General features: G+C 62.6%; 19 protein-coding genes and 1 pseudogene. 13 read left to right on the top strand and 7 right to left on the bottom strand.

Annotated features, from left to right (window positions below):
• The 7 genes and pseudogenes from QQJ96_RS20120 to QQJ96_RS20090 form a co-directional block, all read left to right on the top strand.
• On the top strand, positions 1–1047 hold a 1047-nt coding region (locus QQJ96_RS20120), incomplete at its 5' end, for a thioesterase domain-containing protein (RefSeq protein ID WP_284333813.1).
• 176 nt (positions 1048–1223) lie between these two features.
• Positions 1224–2111, top strand: a complete 888-nt coding sequence (locus QQJ96_RS20115; RefSeq protein WP_284333812.1) for an amidohydrolase family protein — start codon at positions 1224–1226, stop codon at positions 2109–2111.
• A gap of 156 nt (positions 2112–2267) precedes the next feature.
• Positions 2268–3011, top strand: coding sequence for a 4'-phosphopantetheinyl transferase family protein (locus QQJ96_RS20110; protein ID WP_284333811.1), 744 nt, complete (start codon positions 2268–2270; stop codon positions 3009–3011).
• A 261-nt stretch (positions 3012–3272) separates the two neighbouring features.
• Positions 3273–3458: pseudogene (locus QQJ96_RS20105) on the top strand (23S rRNA (pseudouridine(1915)-N(3))-methyltransferase RlmH); the annotation flags it as partial.
• Positions 3459–3504: 46 nt separating this feature from the next.
• Complete coding sequence (locus QQJ96_RS20100; RefSeq protein WP_284333810.1) at positions 3505–3954, top strand: GNAT family N-acetyltransferase; 450 nt, start codon at positions 3505–3507, stop codon at positions 3952–3954.
• A 103-nt stretch (positions 3955–4057) separates the two neighbouring features.
• A complete protein-coding gene (locus QQJ96_RS20095; protein ID WP_284333809.1) occupies positions 4058–5005 on the top strand; it encodes a hypothetical protein in 948 nt (315 codons plus the stop codon).
• A 37-nt stretch (positions 5006–5042) separates the two neighbouring features.
• Positions 5043–5618 carry a Maf family protein gene (locus QQJ96_RS20090; RefSeq protein WP_284333808.1) on the top strand — a complete coding sequence of 192 codons (576 nt, stop codon included), beginning with the start codon at positions 5043–5045 and terminating at the stop codon, positions 5616–5618.
• A 5-nt stretch (positions 5619–5623) separates the two neighbouring features.
• Here QQJ96_RS20090 and QQJ96_RS20085 read toward each other — a convergent pair whose 3' ends face one another.
• Complete coding sequence (locus QQJ96_RS20085) at positions 5624–6430, bottom strand: CPBP family intramembrane glutamic endopeptidase (RefSeq protein ID WP_284333807.1); 807 nt, start codon at positions 6428–6430, stop codon at positions 5624–5626.
• Between the two features lie 11 nt (positions 6431–6441).
• Positions 6442–6837: an MAPEG family protein gene (locus QQJ96_RS20080; protein WP_284333806.1), complete on the bottom strand. Its 396-nt coding sequence runs from the start codon at positions 6835–6837 to the stop codon at positions 6442–6444.
• 81 nt (positions 6838–6918) lie between these two features.
• On the opposite strand from QQJ96_RS20080, the gene ypfJ reads away from it, so the two are divergent.
• On the top strand, positions 6919–7776 hold the full coding sequence (gene ypfJ / locus QQJ96_RS20075; protein ID WP_284333805.1) for a KPN_02809 family neutral zinc metallopeptidase: 858 nt from the start codon (positions 6919–6921) through the stop codon (positions 7774–7776).
• 8 nt (positions 7777–7784) lie between these two features.
• A complete protein-coding gene (locus QQJ96_RS20070; RefSeq protein WP_284333804.1) occupies positions 7785–8156 on the top strand; it encodes a YkgJ family cysteine cluster protein in 372 nt (123 codons plus the stop codon).
• Positions 8157–8233: 77 nt separating this feature from the next.
• On the opposite strand, the gene QQJ96_RS20065 is transcribed toward QQJ96_RS20070, so the two are convergent.
• The gene (locus tag QQJ96_RS20065) at positions 8234–8986 is read right to left on the bottom strand and encodes an anti-sigma factor family protein (RefSeq protein ID WP_284333803.1); all 753 of its coding nucleotides are present in this window, start codon (positions 8984–8986) and stop codon (positions 8234–8236) included.
• On the bottom strand, positions 8973–9536 hold the full coding sequence (locus tag QQJ96_RS20060) for a sigma-70 family RNA polymerase sigma factor (RefSeq protein WP_284333802.1): 564 nt from the start codon (positions 9534–9536) through the stop codon (positions 8973–8975). The genes QQJ96_RS20065 and QQJ96_RS20060 overlap by 14 nt, the downstream gene beginning before the upstream one ends.
• Positions 9537–9661: 125 nt before the next feature.
• Between QQJ96_RS20060 and QQJ96_RS20055 the strand changes: the two genes are divergently transcribed.
• Positions 9662–10594: a metallophosphoesterase family protein gene (locus QQJ96_RS20055; RefSeq protein WP_284333801.1), complete on the top strand. Its 933-nt coding sequence runs from the start codon at positions 9662–9664 to the stop codon at positions 10592–10594.
• Entirely contained in the window at positions 10591–10920 is a 330-nt protein-coding gene (locus tag QQJ96_RS20050) for a cupredoxin domain-containing protein (protein ID WP_284333800.1), read from the top strand. The genes QQJ96_RS20055 and QQJ96_RS20050 overlap by 4 nt, the downstream gene beginning before the upstream one ends.
• Here QQJ96_RS20050 and QQJ96_RS20045 read toward each other — a convergent pair.
• Both QQJ96_RS20045 and QQJ96_RS20040 read right to left on the bottom strand, forming a co-directional pair.
• Entirely contained in the window at positions 10907–11707 is an 801-nt protein-coding gene (locus QQJ96_RS20045; protein WP_284333799.1) for a dioxygenase family protein, read from the bottom strand. The two genes, QQJ96_RS20050 and QQJ96_RS20045, sit on opposite strands and share 14 nt — an antisense overlap.
• Before the next feature lie 167 nt (positions 11708–11874).
• A complete protein-coding gene (locus QQJ96_RS20040; RefSeq protein ID WP_284333798.1) occupies positions 11875–13725 on the bottom strand; it encodes a DEAD/DEAH box helicase in 1851 nt (616 codons plus the stop codon).
• A 108-nt stretch (positions 13726–13833) separates the two neighbouring features.
• On the opposite strand from QQJ96_RS20040, the gene QQJ96_RS20035 reads away from it, so the two are divergent.
• Both QQJ96_RS20035 and QQJ96_RS20030 read left to right on the top strand, forming a co-directional pair.
• Positions 13834–14583, top strand: a complete 750-nt coding sequence (locus tag QQJ96_RS20035; protein WP_284333797.1) for an SDR family NAD(P)-dependent oxidoreductase — start codon at positions 13834–13836, stop codon at positions 14581–14583.
• Complete coding sequence (locus QQJ96_RS20030; protein WP_284333796.1) at positions 14584–15138, top strand: GNAT family N-acetyltransferase; 555 nt, start codon at positions 14584–14586, stop codon at positions 15136–15138.
• Positions 15139–15190: 52 nt separating this feature from the next.
• Here QQJ96_RS20030 and QQJ96_RS20025 read toward each other — a convergent pair whose 3' ends face one another.
• Entirely contained in the window at positions 15191–16513 is a 1323-nt protein-coding gene (locus QQJ96_RS20025; RefSeq protein ID WP_284333795.1) for a DEAD/DEAH box helicase, read from the bottom strand.
• Positions 16514–16600: the final 87 nt, after the last annotated feature.

Raw genomic sequence — 16600 nt, 5'->3', positions numbered from 1 at the left:
GAGCCGATCGGTCGGCGGGACCACTTCTTCGCGCTGGGTGGCCACTCGCTGCTGGTGATGCGCCTGATCGCCATGGCGCGTGAAAGAAATCTCCCCCCGATTGAACCGGGAGACCTTTTCCTCCGGCCACGACTTTATGATCTGGCGGCGCATCTGGTTGAAGTGCGACCGGATGCGCGTGATCACGCCGTATGCATGCGGCAGGGTCGTTCGCAGCCGCCGTTGTTCCTGCCGCATGATGGCACTGGCAGCTTGAACTATTTGCATACCCTGGCCGCTGCGCTTCCTGCCGGCACCCCGATTTACGGCCTGCCGTCATCGGCCCTCGACGAGACCCCGATACCGGGCGTCGAGGCATTGGCCAGTCGCATGGTAGGCATGATCCGTGACATTCAACCGGAGGGTCCGTATCGCCTGGCAGGCTGGAGTACCGGTGGTGTCATAGCTTACGAAATTGCCAGCCAGCTACTGGGTGTAGGCGAAGAAGTAAGCTTCCTGGGGCTGTTCGATGCCGTCTATGCCGCAGGCTTGAGTGCAACGGCTCAAGCGGCATTCGAACGGGCGGTCGATACCTTCGACGAGAAATCGTCCTTGCTGCAATGGATGCAAACCGGTGAAAAGTTCCGCACGCTCGATATCGCGCGCTTGCGCGCGCTTGCGGCGAAGCTCGACCAGCTAACGTTCGCCGAGCTGGTCCGGGTCGGCAATGAGGAGTCACTGCTGCCTGCGGATCTTTGCCATCTGTCGATCGAGCAGCTCGGGCAGTCGTTATGGCGCAGGCATGGCTATTTGAAAGCTCAGGTTCGATATCGCGCGGCGCGGATACCGATACCCATTCACCTTTTCCGTGCGCAAGACAGCGCAATCAAAATGCCTTGCCTGGGCTGGGAGCGGGTGGCTGGAGAAGCTCGAATAAGCGTCCTGCACGTTCCGGGCGACCACCATTCGATGATGATCGCACCGAATATCGGCGCACTGGCAGATGCGTTGTCGAGCATGCTCGAAAACCCTGCCGATTCGAACTGCGACGGGAATGCACATCCATGAGAAACGTTTCCCGGTCACTGCCTCGAAGGTGGGGTCGCGGTACGCAAATGGCGTTGCTCACTTGCATGACACTATGGGCGAGCGGGTTGTGCGCAAGCTTTGCTGGTAGCGATGCTGCGCGTTTGACAAATGCGCCCTTGAAATTCGTCCCTTGGTACGCCGACTACCATTTGCACATGCGGTCTGCAAGTCTCTATGGGGCCTTCGAAGCCATGTGCGAAGACTTTCACTACGATGAAGTCTGCGGCATGCTGGGGCCGAAGAAGGCGATCGGGACCACGGATGTCCTGGCCATGCTGGCGCCGGTAAAGGCGCGCAAGGCAGTCGTTCTGTCGTCTGCCTATTTCTTTGGTTCGCCCTACGTCAGTTCCATGCACTACGATGTGTCAAAGATGACGCGCCTGGAAAACGAGTACGTGGCTAACCAGGTGGCTGAAGCCCCGCAGCGGCTGGTCGGCTTTTTCTCGGTGGATCCACTGCAGCCGTCCGCCGTGGACGAAGTGAATTTCTGGATACACGATGGCCGTCTAAAAGGCTTGAAACTGCATTTGGCCAATTCGCGCGTCCGGCTCACCAATCCACAGCATGTCCAGCAGCTGGTCAAGGTCATTCATGCTGCGGCTTCCGCACACCTGCCGATAGTCATCCACTTGCGCGCGTCCGATATTTTTGGTGCCCGCGAGGCGGGCATCTTCATTCGTGACGTATTGCCAAGCGCCGGCGACTCGGTCGTGCAGATTGCCCATTGTGGCGGCTGGGGCGGCACCGATCAGGCTCAGGCCGTTGTCCTGCAGGTGTTCGCCGATCACATCAAGGCGGATGATCCCTCTACCCGTCATGTGTTGTTCGACCTCTCCGCCGTAGTTACACCCGAAACCACGCCGGAACAGGCTGCTCGCCTGGTCGCCCAGATGCGCCAGATAGGATTGCATCGTTTTCTATTGGGCTCCGATTTCAACGCCTCAACGCCGGCATACACTGATAGCATTACCCGCGCAAAACTGCCGCTCACCAATGCAGAATGGCGCTTGATTGCGGGGAACATCGAGCCATGGGTTCGTTAGCGCGCCTTGCTCCGGCGGAGACGTCCGCGTAGGTCGGAATGGGCTCCCTCCGTGGGGCTTTCCGCGAGCCAGGCGTGTCGTGGGCAATCATCCGGCAATGAATCGGCTATGGATGATTGCCTGCGCAGTGATTGGATCGTACCCTTCGGAGTCTCCATGTCTACTCCCGACATCCAGACCTTGATGGCAGAAATGCCGGAGCATGCCGGAGCGATGCGCCGGCAGGTGCACCTTGCCTGCGATGCGGCTCCCATCATTTTGCACCTTGTCGAATTCGAGCCTGAGCACTTTAGTTCAGCCTTTTTCGCGCAAGCCGGCATTGCGTGCCCCGAATCCATCCAGCGCAGCGTCGGCAAGCGGCAAGCGGAATTTTTCTTTGGCCGCCTTGCGGCCCGCACAGCGCTCTCCGCTTTGGGGATCAAGAATGAAACGGTGCCCATTGGCGCGGAGCGGCAGCCGATTTGGCCTAATGGCGTGATCGGCAGCATGACCCATACGCACGGTCTGGCCGCAGTGGCTGTCGAGTGGGCCGGCCGACGTCGCGGCATCGGCATCGATGTGGAGTGTGTGATGAACGAGCAAGCTTGCGAAGCTGTCGTCATGACGGTGCTCGATCGCAGCGAACTCCACTGTCTGCAGGCTACGCGCGAGCTTGCGCTGCCGGTGGCGCTCACCATCGTTTTCTCCGCCAAGGAAAGTTTCTATAAGGCCGCTTATGGGAGTGTTCGCCGCTTCTTTGATTTTTCCGCGGTGCGTGTGGTGGAACTGAATGTGCAAGCACGCCGTTTGACATTCGTCCTGACGGAAACCTTGAGCGGAGATTTCCACAGCAGCCAACTATTTCATGCGGGATTCGATTTCATCAAGGACGGTGTCGTGCTTACTCATGCCGTCTGGTGATGATGGGGCGGCACCGGATTTGCCACAAAGAAGGCCACCGGCGGAAAGGGCCGGTACCTGGCTTCAGGGAGGTCAAGTGTAGTGACGCCGAGGAGCAGAATCGGGTTTACCGGTGCCGACGCAAAGCCGGCTTGCCCATGCGTGGCCTCACCCATGTATGCGCAACTGCCCCCTTTTAGGACCTCATGACCAGGGATGTCAGGGAAATCGGCGTGCGCAGCAGTACCTGGTCCGGCGAGGAGCTGGCCGAGTAGTCAGGCGGGACGTGACCTGGCCTTTCGGATTGGCGGCCCTGACGGTCACGCCGCGGAAGTGTTGGCCCGCGCCAATCAAAAGTGGTCATTGGGACCGCTCACTCTCCCGCATATGCTGGTGCGGCTGGTGCTGGTGGAGCAGCTTTACCGCGCGACCACCTTGCTGGCCGGGCACCCGTACCATCGCGCGTGAAGGCGCTGGCGCGAGCCCGCGTCACTTCATTGTCACGGGAGTAGTCATGCGCTTTCAGGTTCGGCAGGCGAGCATTCGCGATCTCGATACGCTGGTGCCGCTGTTTGACGGTTATCGGCAGTTTTATCGGCAGGCGTCCGATCCGGCGCGTGCGCGCGCCTTTCTGGCGGAACGTTTTGCCCATCTTGAATCGGTGATCGTGCTGGCCAGCGACGAAGAGGGCGCAGGCCTCGGCTTCGTGCAGCTGTTCCCGCTGTTTTCATCGGTGCGCACCATGCGTATCTATCTGCTGAACGATCTCTACGTGGCACCGGCTGCGCGCCGGCATGGCGTGGCGAGCGCCTTGCTTACGGCTGCGGCCGAGCATGCGCGGGCACTCGGCGCGGCGAGCTTGTGGCTGCAGACAGCGCTGGACAACGCGCCCGCGCAAGCGCTTTATGCATCGCTCGGCTGGCAACGCGATCACGAATTTTGCGATTATGCGCTGTCGCTTTAGGGGTGCCCTGACCTTTTCAGACTTTTCCAATGCGCTTGTTTGTAGCCGAGTCAGTGCCTGACGGTTAATTTCGGGCGTTTCAGCATGGATGAGGATGATGACTATGCGCAGGCTGAGGTATTTGCTGCTGGCAACGCTATCGCTGCCGCTCGCCGCCCCCGCCGAGGAAGCCCGCAATTTTCTGCTCCTGGGGCAGGGCGAGGTCGATCAATATGCGCATCTGCTGCAGCGCCCGGATATCGATGGGGTTCAGATCATCTACACCTGGCGGCAGTTGGAGCCGCAAAAAGGCCAGTACGATTTCTCGTCCATAGAGCAGGATCTCGTGCGCGTCAGCGCCTTGCACAAACAGCTGTTCATTCAGATTCAAGACCGTTTCTTCACCAAAGAGGCCCGGCGTGTTCCAAACTATCTGCTTGCCGGAAACGGATACGGCGGTGGCCTGGTAGCGCAGAGCGATGATGATCCGGGCGAAGGGCCACAGACGCAGGGCTGGGTGGCTCGGCAATGGAATCCAAACGTCCGCGAGCGCTATCAGCAGCTGCTGCAGGCACTTGCCAAGGCTTTTGATGGGCGGGTGGAAGGGATCAATTTGCCGGAAACCGCTATCGGCGTCGACGACAAGCATGACAAGGCCTTTACCTGTGACAAATACTTTGCCGCCGAACTGGAGAACATGCTGTTCGCGCGCAAGGTGTTCAAGCAATCGACGGTTGTGCAATACGTCAACTTCTGGCCATGCGAATGGGACAATGACCACCGCTATATGGAACGCCTGTTCGATGCCGCATTCAAGCACGGCGTTGGCCTAGGCGGTCCGGACATCGTGCCGTATCGCAAGGCGCAGATGCATAATTCGTACCCGTTCTTTCATCGTTACAAGGATCGGCTTGCGCTGATTGCGATGGCGGTGCAGGAACCCACCCTGACTTACCGGGATCCAAACACGGGCAAGCATTTTACCAGGGAGCAATTCGACGACTTCGGGCGAAACTACCTGGGTGCGAGCATTATTTTCTGGACCACTTCGTCACCCTGGCTATTGCAGTAAGGTGTGGGCTCAATTCCTCGTAAGGAACCGATGACTCATGCTCTATCTAGCTTCCCGATCCCCACGCCGGCGCGAATTGCTAGGCCAGCTGGGCGTGAGTTTTTCCATACTCGACGTGGACGTGGCGGAAGTGCCGATGCCGGAAGAAGTGCCGGTCGATTACGTGCAGCGCGTGGCCCGCGACAAAGCGCGGGCAGGCTGGGAATCGCTGGAGCGCGCAGCGCGGGCCCATGCGCTGGTGCTCGCCTCGGATACCGAAGTGGTGCTGGATGAGCGGATCTTCGGTAAGCCCAAGGACGCCGATGATGCCGCGCAAATGCTGCAGGCTTTGTGCGGGCGTACGCATGAGGTGATCTCGGCAGTATGGGTGGCTTCGGCCCAGCGGGAACACGGCGATGTTTGCATCTCGCGCGTGCGTTTTGCCGAATCGGGCGAAGCGGAGCTGGCCGCCTATGTGGCGACCGGCGAGCCGTTCGGAAAGGCGGGTGCGTATGCCATCCAGGGTAAAGGCGCGACCTTGGTCGAGTATCTGGAGGGGAGCTACTCCGGAGTGATGGGGCTGCCCTTGTTCGAAACGGCCAAGTTGTTGCGCGAGTTCGGGCTGGCGGTTTGAGCGGCTTACGCTGCCGCGAACAACGCCACCAGCGCAAACAGGTTATACATTCCATGGGCCAGGATCGCCGGCCATAGCGATCCGGATTTCAATCGCAGCCAACACAAGGCCGCCGCGAACAGCATTAGGTTCGGTAACGCATACCACTGGAAATCCAGCCCCACCAGGTGCATGACGCCGAACAGGGCCGCGCATAGCGCGATCGACAGCCCGGTGGACATGCGGTGCAGCAAGGCCGAAAGCAGTACCCCGCGAAACATCAGCTCTTCGATCATCGGCCCCACGCTCACGGCCACGATCGCCAGCGGTAGCCGCAGGTAGCCCGACGCGTGCTGGCTGAGTTCCTGCACGTTCTGCGTGACTTCGTGGCCGTGTGCCAGCAACTGGGTGAGCAGTGCGCCCAAGGGTGGCATCACTACACCGACCAGCAGTGCCGAGTAGTACCAACGCGACGTGCTTGGTGCGCTGAAACCGAGGCCGGGCGGTTCCGCTTGCAGCCACAGCACGGGCCACCAGCGACGCACCAGCCAGAACAGCAGCAACGCGATCGAAGGTAGCGCGATCACCATCAGCATGGCGTTGCTGTCGGGTTGCTGCAGCACGCTCAGCACATGCTTGCGCACATCGGCAAACGGGAGTTGCGGGTGCCGCATTTTTTCCCGCACGCCGAGCGCGAAACCCATCAGCATGCCGGCGCCCACTTGCAGCAGGAAATACAGCAACACCAGGCCCAGGGCTTGCAGCAGGCCCGGGGCTTTGGCCAGGGTCGGCGCGGCCGCCGGCGAGCCCGGCTTGAACATCGAGAATGTCATCGAAGCGTGTATCAACCCGTCAGCAGCGCGCGGCCCAGGCCGATCACGCCCATGACCAGCAAGGCTGCCCAGCCGAACATGCCTACCATATAGCCAGGGCCGCGTTTGCTGGCGTTACCCAGATAGGCCAAGGCATACCAGACGCGCCCAAGGATCCACACCAGCCCGGCGATGCCGGCCCACAGCACGTAGCCGTAATGCACCGCCAGCCACAGCGTGGGCAGGAACATCATGCTGCTTTCCAGGGTATTCATCTGCACGCGATAGGCGCGCTCGAACGCCGGGTGCCCGGTCGTTGCCGGTGCTTCGATGCGGTATTTGCCCCTGGCCCAGCCGGTCGCGAACATCGTGCCGAATTGCAAAAGGATGGTCAGCAGGGCAACTAGGGCGGGCAGGTTTTGCGTCATGGCTGGTGAAGGTGGGAAAGGTGGTGCCACTGTAGCGGTTTGGTGCGAAGCTTGGAGGGTGGCTTTAGTTGGGGAAGGTTTATGGATTGGCAGAAGGGCGAAGAAAGCCAGAACGTCGAAGTCGATCAGGGCGGAGGCGGTGGCCGCGGCTTCGGCGGCGGGCGGATGAGCCTCGGCGGCCTGCTGATCCTGGCCCTGCTGGGCTGGATCTTTTTCAAGAATCCGCTGGCCTTGCTGCAGCAGGGCGGCGCGCAGCCTGGAGCCTACGCGCCGAGCAGCCAGCCGGTGCAGGTGGATCCCCAGCAGAAAGAATTCGTCAGCAGGGTGCTCGGCTCCACCGAGCGGACCTGGACCGACATTTTTGCCGGCATGGGGCGCAGCTATGTCGATCCCAAGCTGCATTTGTTCCGTGGTGGCGTGAACACCGCCTGTGGCGCGGCGTCCACGGCAGTCGGGCCGTTCTACTGCCCCGGCGACCAGAAGGTTTACCTGGATCTGGATTTCTTCCGCGAACTGCAAACGCGTTTTCACAGCAGCGGCGATTTCGCGCGCGCCTATGTGATTGCGCACGAGGTAGGGCATCACGTGCAGAATCAGCTAGGCATTTTTGCCAAGACCAGCCAGTTGCAACGGCAAGGCGTGCCGATGGAAGGCGCCGATGGCTTGTCGGTGCGGCAGGAGCTGCAGGCGGATTGCTTCGCGGGCGTATGGGCCAACCGCACGCAGCAGCGTCTGCAATGGCTGCATCCAGGCGACGTGGAATCCGCGCTCAATGCCGCCAGTCAGATCGGCGACGATACCTTGCAGCGCGAGGCGCGTGGCACGGTGGTGCCCGATTCATTCACGCACGGCACCTCCGCGCAGCGCGTGAAGTGGTTCAAGACCGGCCTGGAAAGCGGGGATATCCAAGCATGCAACACGTTTAGCGGGGCATTGTGAGCGCGAACATGATTCATCCATGCCTACGTTGTGGCGCGTGCTGCGCCTGTTTCCGGGTCGCCTTCCATTGGATGGAAGCCGATGCCTCCCTGGGCGGCCAGGTGCCGCCGGAGCTTACCGAAAAGCTGGATCCGCACCGCCTGGTGATGCGCGGCACGCAGGCTTATCAGCCACGCTGTGTAGCGTTGGAAGGCACCATCGGCGTCGCCGCGCGTTGCGGCATCCACCCGCAGCGCCCCTCAGTGTGTCGCGACGTGCCGCCGTCGTGGGAATTCGGCGAGCCCAGTCCGCAATGCGACAAAGGCCGTGTAACACACGGCTTGCCGCCGCTGACACTGGAAGACTGGGTTCGTTACCGGGAAGCCAGCGCACAGGCGTAATGCCATTTTTGTAGGCTGGGATGTCAATCCCAGCTTGCTTTGCGGCACACGGATGCTGGGATTGGCATCCCAGCCTACTAAGGCGTAGCGGCATCGTTGCGGAATGTCTGCACGAATTGCTGAAGCTCGTTTTCGCTGACATCGGAAACAGCCACGAAGTGCATATCGCCGGCGGTCCACTGGATCGCCGTATAGCCGTTCCACTGCGTGGCTTGCTGCTTGGCATCCGCGGACGAAATCGGCCATTGGTAAAGGTTGATGACATGTAGATGCCGTTTGTAGATGAGCGCGGCAACGCTGTGCCCATCGAGCGCGTCCAGCCGGCCGCCCACCAGCGGAAAGCCCTCGTTCGCCAGGTCTTCCACGCGTGGGGAAAAATCCAGCTTGCCGGCGAACCAGGGCTTGACCGTGTGTTGGTCGGTCGAAACCACGTCCATCAGATGCTGCGGCTGCATCGAGCGGATATGGCTGGAAATGGCCTCCGCCGCCCATGAGTTTGCGTCGTTGGCGCGATGTGTAACGTAAAGCCATAGCGGGGTGGTAACGATCAGCGCGGCGGCAAAACCTGCGGCGATGGCGAGTGCTGCGGGGCGCCTCCTGGCTTGAGGCGCGGAAGCTTTATCGGCGGACCACTGCTTGCGCAAGGCATCCGGCGCGCGGCGATACAGGGATGCACGAACGATGCCCTCGCGAAGTCGCGTGCAATCGGCATAGCTGGCTGCGCAATCCGCACAGTTTTGCATATGCCGTGCGATCGTCACGCTTTGCGCGGCATCCAGTTCGTTGTCGAGATAGGCATGCAGAAGCAGCCTGGCGTCATCGCACATCATGACGGCGTGCCTCCGTAGGATAGCGTGATAGTTCGGCTTTCAGACGTTCGCGCGCGCGTGCGAGCCGCGACATCACCGTGCCGATTTTCTGGCCGGTGATCGCGGCGATCTCCTTATAGGAGCATTCCTCCAGCTCACGCAGCACGATGGTTTCGCGCAACGGATGCGGAAGATTTTCCAGCGCGGCTTGCAATGCCTCGATGTCGACAGACAGCAAGGCGCGCGCTTCCGGGGAAGACTGCTCGTCGACCAGGGCGTGGGCCTCCTCGTCGAAGGTTTCATGCGCGGCATCGGCAGCGGTTTTGGCCCGCAGCGAATAAAAGGTGTTGCGCACGATCGCGAGCAGCCAAACGCGGGCATCGCCGCCATGGAAGCTATGAAAGTAGCGAAACGCACGCAGCATCGACTCCTGCACGACGTCCTGGGCATCGGCATCGTCGCGCGCCAGCCAGCGGGCCAGGTTATAGGCGGCGTCCAGATACGGCACTACGCAAGCCTCGAAACTTGCGTTGCCGTAGGCGGATCGGGGGTGGCGGACGTCGGAAGGCATAAAACCTCTTACCGCAGTCTAGACGACTTTATTCCATGGCTCGAAAACGCGGAATAGGTCTGCCAGGCAGCCGGTAGATGCGGATAAGGGCCGCGCTGGGCGGCCCATGACGAGCGGAGCTGGCGATGGATAACGACGACAGCCGCGGCGATGGCCGGCGGCAATTTCTCAAATGCATGGCCTGGGCCGGGGCTGGCACCCTTTGGCTGATGAAGGGCGGGGTGCTGCATGCGCAAGCGCTGGACGAAGCGGCGACCGCCACGGACGCCAGTTTCAGTTTCGTGCAGATCAGCGATTCCCATATCGGCTTTCACAAAGCCCCCAATCCGGATGTGGCCGGTACGTTGCGCCGTTCGCTGGCGATGATCGGTGCGCAAAAAACGCGGCCGGCCTTTCTCTTGCACACGGGCGATCTTACGCACCTGTCCAAGCCCGAGGAATTCGACACCCTGGCAGGATTGATGCAGGAGGCTCGGGTCGGCCGCAGCTTCTATGTGCCGGGCGAACACGATGTGATTGGCGACAACGGCGCCGAATTCTTTCGCCGTTTCGGCGAGAAACAGCACGACGGCGGCTGGTACAGCTTCGACCACAACGGCGCGCATTTCGTCGGCCTGGTCAACGTACTCAACCTCAAGGCCGGGGGCTTGGGTTCGCTCGGCGCGGACCAGTTGGCGTGGTTGAAGAAAGATCTGGCGGCCCGTTCGGCCGAAACGCCGGTGGTGGTGTTTGCCCATATGCCGCTGTGGCCGCTGTATCCGCCATGGGGCTGGGGCACCGACGACAGCGGTGAAGCGTTGAGCTATCTGCGGCGTTTCGGTTCGGTCACCGTGCTCAACGGACACATTCACCAGATCCAGCAGAAGGTGGAAGGCAACATCACCTTCTACACGGCGCGTTCCACTGCTTATCCGCAACCCGCGCCAGGAGAGGGGCCGGGACCCGGGCCGCTGCAGAGCGTGAAGCCGGAGGCGCTGCATCGCTACCTGGGCATTCGCGATGTACGGCATGTACGAACCGGCGGACCACTGGCGGTGACTGATGAGGTGCTGACATGAAACGAACGATCCGGGCGGCCTGCGTGATCGCACTTGGCGGCATGGCCATGGCGTGTGCGGCAGCGAATGGGCCGAGGCCTTATCAGGTAGCGATCCAGAACTTCGCCTTCGCTCCGAAAACCCTCTCCGTGCCGGCCGGCACTCGCGTGGTGTGGACCAATCGCGACGACGAGCCGCACGTCATCACCAGTGCCGGTGCGATGTTTGCTTCATCGAAGGCGCTGGATGGTGGCGACACGTATGCGGTGACGTTTTCCAAACCGGGCACGTACACCTATTACTGTTCGATCCATCCCATGATGGTGGGCACGATCATCGTGCAGTGAACGCACTATCGAAGCGATAGCTGTCCATGGCGAGGAAGCCCAGGTCGATGCCGGCATCGATACGTTCGCCTTGGAAATGCTCGCCGGCGGCGCCAAGCGCTATGTACAGCGGCAGCAAATGCTCGTCACTGGGATGGGCGCGTTCGGCACCGGGCGCCTGGCGGCGATAGTCGAGCAAGGCCTCGACGTCGCCGGCCTGGATCTTCTGCTCGATCCAGCCGATGAACGGCCGCACATAGGGCGCTTCGTTGGTTTCGCTGTAGCCGGCGCGGAAGTCATGCAGGTTGTGGGTGATGCTGCCGGAACCGATCACCAGCACGCCCTGTTCGCGCAGCGGTGCCAAAGCGCGGCCTACGGCGTAATGGTGCGCCGGCCCAAGATGCGGTTGGATGGACAAGGGGACGACGGGGATATCGGCCTGCGGGTAGAGCAGGCGTAGCGGCACCCAGGCACCGTGGTCGAGCCCCTGCCGGGAATCAAGCAGGGGTGCGAGCCCTACCCGATCGAGCAGCGACATCGCCTGTGCGGCGATCTCGGGCGCGCCTGGCGCCGGGTACTGCAGCTCGAACAGCGCGCGTGGGAAGCCGTAGAAGTCGTGAATGGTTTCCGGCTGTGCAGCGCCGCCAACGCTCGGCTGGCGCGCCAGCCAGTGCGCGGTGGCGATCACGATGGCGGTGGGACGAGGCAGCTGGGCGGCGATCTCGGTCAGGCGCTTGCCGACCTGGCCTGGGTGCAGGGCGGTCATCGGTGAGCCGTGCGAGATGTAAAGGCTGGGCAACATGTTCATGGCGATACAAGTATGGCCGGATGAACGGGGTTTGCAGCGGCCGCTATGGGGAACGGACTGTTGCCTTGGTGGAACGATGCGGCCACGAACGTAGGCTGGGATGACAATCCCAGCATCGCTCGGACGACATGCATGGCAATGCTGGGATTGTCATCCCAGCCTACGGGTTATTTGCGGCGGGGGGGCTTGTCGCCGCTGCGTCCATGCTTCGGCTTGCCGGCATGGCTGCGCCCATGCGCGGGTTTGAACCCAGGCTTGCGCGGCGCACGCGCACCGCCTTCTTCCTCGCTCCCGTCCCACTCGACAATGCGCAACTGCTGCTGGTTCACCCACACCTTCTGCAGGTGCTGGAAAACTTCCTTCGGCATGCCGTCGGGCAGGTCGATCAGGCTGTAGTCGCCACGGATGCTCAGGCGGCCGATGTACTGGCTTTCCAGGCCGGCCTCGTTGGCGATGGCGCCGATGATGTTGCCGGGCTTCACACCATGCTCATGCCCCACTTCGATGCGATAGGTGCGCTTGCCGGTTTCGGTGGCATGCGGACGCTGCTGGCGCGGCGCGAAGTCGCGCGGGCTCTCGTCGCGATGGCGCACTTCGCGCTGCGGGCGGCGGGTATCTCCCTCCTGGTGCGCGCGGGCAGGGCGTGCTTCGCGTTCCGGCGCGCGTTCGCGCTTGGGTGGCGCCTCCAGCAGCAGGGGGCGGTCGCCTTGCGCAATGCGGGCCAGAGCCGCGGCGATTTCGATCGCAGGGATGTCGTGTTCCTGCTCGAATTGCTCGATCAACTGCTGGAACTGCTCCAGGCCGCCGATCGCCAAGGTGTCGCTGATGTTCTGCTTGAAGCGCGCGATGCGGCGGTCGTTCACCGCTTCTACCGTGGGCAGCTTCATTTCCTCGATCGGCTGGCGCGTGGCGCGTTCGATCGCACGCAGCATGCCTTTTTCGCGTGGCGTCACAAACAGGATCGCTTCACCGCTGCGTCCGGCGCGACCGGTGCGGCCGATGCGGTGCACGTAGCTTTCCGTGTCGTAGGGGATGTCGTAGTTCAGCACGTGGCTGATGCGCTCCACGTCCAGGCCGCGAGCGGCGACGTCGGTGGCGACCAGGATATCCAGCTTGCCGTCCTTGAGCTGCTGGATGACGCGCTCGCGTTGCGGTTGCGCGATGTCGCCGTTGATGGCGGCAGCGGCCAGACCACGCGCCTGCAACTTTTCTGCGAGTTCCTCGGTGGCCTGCTTGGTGCGCGCGAAGATGATCATCGCGTCGAACGGTTCGGCTTCCAGGATGCGCGTCATCGCATCCAGCTTGTGCATGCCGCTCACCCACCAGTAGCGCTGGCGGATGTTCGCCGCCGTGGTCGTGGCGGCCTTGATGGTGACTTCCACCGGGTCCTTGAGGTGCTGCTGGGCGATCTTGCGGATCGGCGGCGGCATGGTGGCGGAGAACAGCGCCACCTGGCGTTCCGGCGGGGTGGCCTGGAGCACTTTCTCGACATCGTCGATAAAGCCCATGCGCAGCATTTCGTCTGCTTCATCCAGCACGATGAAGCGCAATTGGGAAAGGTCGAGCGTGCCGCGTTCCAGATGGTCGATCACGCGGCCGGGCGTCCCGACCACGATGTGCACGCCGCGACGCAATGCGTGCAATTGCGGGCCGTAGCTTTGGCCGCCGTAGATCGGCAGCACCTGGAAGCCCGGCATGCGCGCCGCGTAGCGCTGAAAGGCTTCGGCCACCTGGATCGCCAGTTCGCGCGTAGGCGCCAGCACCAAGGCCTGCGGCTTGCCGGGACGCATCTCGATGCGTGAAAGGATCGGCAGCGCGAAAGCCGCCGTCTTGCCGGTGCCGGTTTGCGCCTGGCCCAGCACGTCCCGGCCGTCCAGCAGCGACGGGATCGTCGCGGCCTGGATCGGCGACGGCGATTCGTAGCCTACGTCGGCCAGCGCGCGCAGCACTTCCGGCGTAAGGGCAAGCGCAGAGAAGCCGGCGGTGGCCGGAGCGGAGTCGGAAGACGGGGACGACATGGGGAAACCTCGACGTGGCATGCACGCGGCATGCGGGAGTAAGGCCACTATTGTAACAGCCCATGGCGGGCATACTCTTGAAAGATTGCATAACCATCCGGAGCCGTCATGAAGAACCGACTGAAGGACCGCGTCGCCCTGGTCACCGGGGCGTCCTCGGGGATAGGCGAGGCGACCGCACTAGCCTTGGCCGAGCAGGGGGCCAAGGTGGCCATTGCCGCCCGGCGCAAGGACCGGTTGGAGCAGCTGGCCGCCAAGCTCGCGGAGTTGGGGGCCGAGCCGCTGCTGCTGGTGGCCGACCTGGCTTCGGAGGCTGAGGCGCAGCGCGTCGTGAAGGAAACCCAAGCGCACTATGGCCGGCTTGACATCCTCGTCAACAATGCCGGCGTGATGTACCTGGAGCCGGTCGCCGAAGCGGACCTGGGTCGCTGGCGCCGGATGCTGGAATTGAATGTCCTCAGCCTGATCGCGTCAACGCAGGCGGCACTGGCCGGGATGCGTGCGCGGCGTGACGGGCATATCGTCAATATCTCCTCAGTAGCCGGGCGCGTGGCCAATCCCAACGCCGCGGCCTATGCGGCCACCAAGTTTGGTGTGGTCGGTTTTTCCGAATCGCTGCGGCGCGAGGTCTACAAGGACAACATCCGCGTCAGCGTGATCGAGCCGGGCATGGTGGATACCGAACTACGCGAGCACATCGGGCATGAAGCCAGCCGGCGTGCGGTCAACGCGCGCGCCGGCGAAATGCGCCAGCTGCAAGCCGAGGATATCGCCGACACCGTGCTGTTTTGCGTCACGCGCCCCGATTACGTGTGCATCAACGAAGTGCTGATGCGCCCGACGGATCAGGAACGCTGAGTGGCTGACCTACCTCAACTGGAAACGCCACGCGCGCGCATTCGTGTTGCGGAAGTGACGGATGCGAGCAAGTTGCTGCGCTATCGAGTACAAAATCGTGCACACCTCTCAGCGTGGGAACCGTTGCGTGAAACGGAGTACTACACGGTGGAGCACTGCATCCGCACGATTGCGGAGAGTCGCCAAAATGCCCGGCAGGATCGTGGTTATCCGTTGATGGTGTTCGACCGGCAAGAGCAGGCGATCATTGGCAGCTTCACCTTCGCCAATATCGTGCGGGGTGCGTTCCAGGCATGCCACCTGGGCTACGGCGTGGCCGCGCACATGCAAGGACAGGGTTTGATGCGCGAGGTATTGCCAGTGGGCATCGCCTGGGCGTTCGGCGAGCTGCGTTTGCATCGCATCATGGCCAACTACCTGCCACGCAATGAGCGCAGTGCGAAGCTGTTGACGTCGCTGGGGTTCGAGCGGGAAGGCTATGCGAAGCGGTATTTGCAGATCGCCGGTGAGTGGGAAGATCACGTGCTCACGGCGTTGACCTGTCCGGGCGGGTGATACCGGCGAAAGCCGGTTCCCGCTCCCCGACGGGGAGCGGGAGCCAAAAGCGTTACGCCTTCGCCGCAGGCCGGCGGCCACGCGACGAACGGCGCTGGCGATTTCCCATCGCGTGCTCGCCGCCGCCATTGTTCTGTTGCGCATGTCCGTGCGGCCGGTGTGAGTTGCTGCCTTGCCGTTGCGGACGCGGCTGGCGTTGCCCCTGCTTCGGGCGCGGCGCATTGGCATCCAGCCGCAACGGCGAGGACGGCTCGAAACCCGGTACTTCGTTGATCGCCACTTCCTGCTTCAACAGCTTGCGGATATCGCGCAACAGGCCCGATTCCTCATGGCAGACCAGCGACATGGCGATGCCGCTGGCGCCGGCGCGGCCGGTGCGGCCGATGCGGTGCACGTAGTCTTCCGCCACCATTGGCAGGTCGAAGTTGATCACGATCGGCAACTGGTCGATGTCGATGCCGCGCGCGGCGATATCCGTCGCCACCAGTACGGTGATGCGGCCGCTTTTAAAATCGGCCAGCGCGCGGGTGCGTGCATTCTGGCTCTTGTTGCCGTGGATGGCCGCCGCGCGCAAGCCGGACTGCTCCAGGTAGCGCACCAGCTTGTCGGCGCCGTGCTTGGTACGGCTGAACACCAACGTCTGGCGTCGGCTGTCCTGGCTGAGAACGTGCAGCAACAGATCGCGCTTGCGGGTGCCGTCGACCGGGTGCACCTGGTGGCTTACGGTGGTAGCCACGCTGTTGGCCGGCGTCACCGACACTTCTTGTGGCGACTGCATGAACTGCATCGCCAGCGACTTGATCTCCGGCGCGAAGGTGGCGGAGAACAACAGCGTCTGGCGCTGCTTCGGCAGCGCGCCGATGACGCGCTTGAGCGAGGGGAGAAAGCCCATGTCCAGCATGCGATCGGCTTCGTCCAGCACCAGTACTTCCACGCCGGAGAGGTCGATCGTGCGTTGCTGCATGTGATCCACCAGCCGGCCCGGCGTGGCGATGACGATATCGGTGCCGCGACGCAATGCCTGGATCTGCGGCCCCATGCCCACGCCGCCGAAGATCACCGTGCTGCTCACGCGCAGATGTTTTGCATAGGCGCGAACGTTGTCGTTGATCTGTGCCGCCAGCTCGCGCGTGGGCGTTAGCACGAGTGCTCGCGGACGATGCTTGCCTGAGGCCTGAGTGGTGGACAGGCGCTGCAGCAAGGGCAGCGAGAACGCGGCGGTCTTGCCGGTGCCGGTCTGTGCGGCGGCGAGCAGGTCGTGGCCTTCCAGCGCCACCGGAATGGCTCCGGCCTGGATCGGGGTGGGATCGGTGTAGCCCTGTTCGGCAAGCGCGCGCAGCAACGCAGGGGCTAGGCCCAGCGATTCGAAAGACATGGAAGTGCTCCTGTTGCAACCCGGAGCCTTCAAGCAGAACCGCGTTGCCATATATGGGTATTTGGGGGGAATGCGACGCCGGATGGG

The sequence above is a fragment of the Dyella flagellata genome, from assembly GCF_030160275.1.
Lineage (GTDB): Bacteria > Pseudomonadota > Gammaproteobacteria > Xanthomonadales > Rhodanobacteraceae > Dyella_B > Dyella_B flagellata.
Note: the sequence above shows the minus strand (reverse complement) of the source record. Positions and strands in the feature narration are given on the sequence as shown.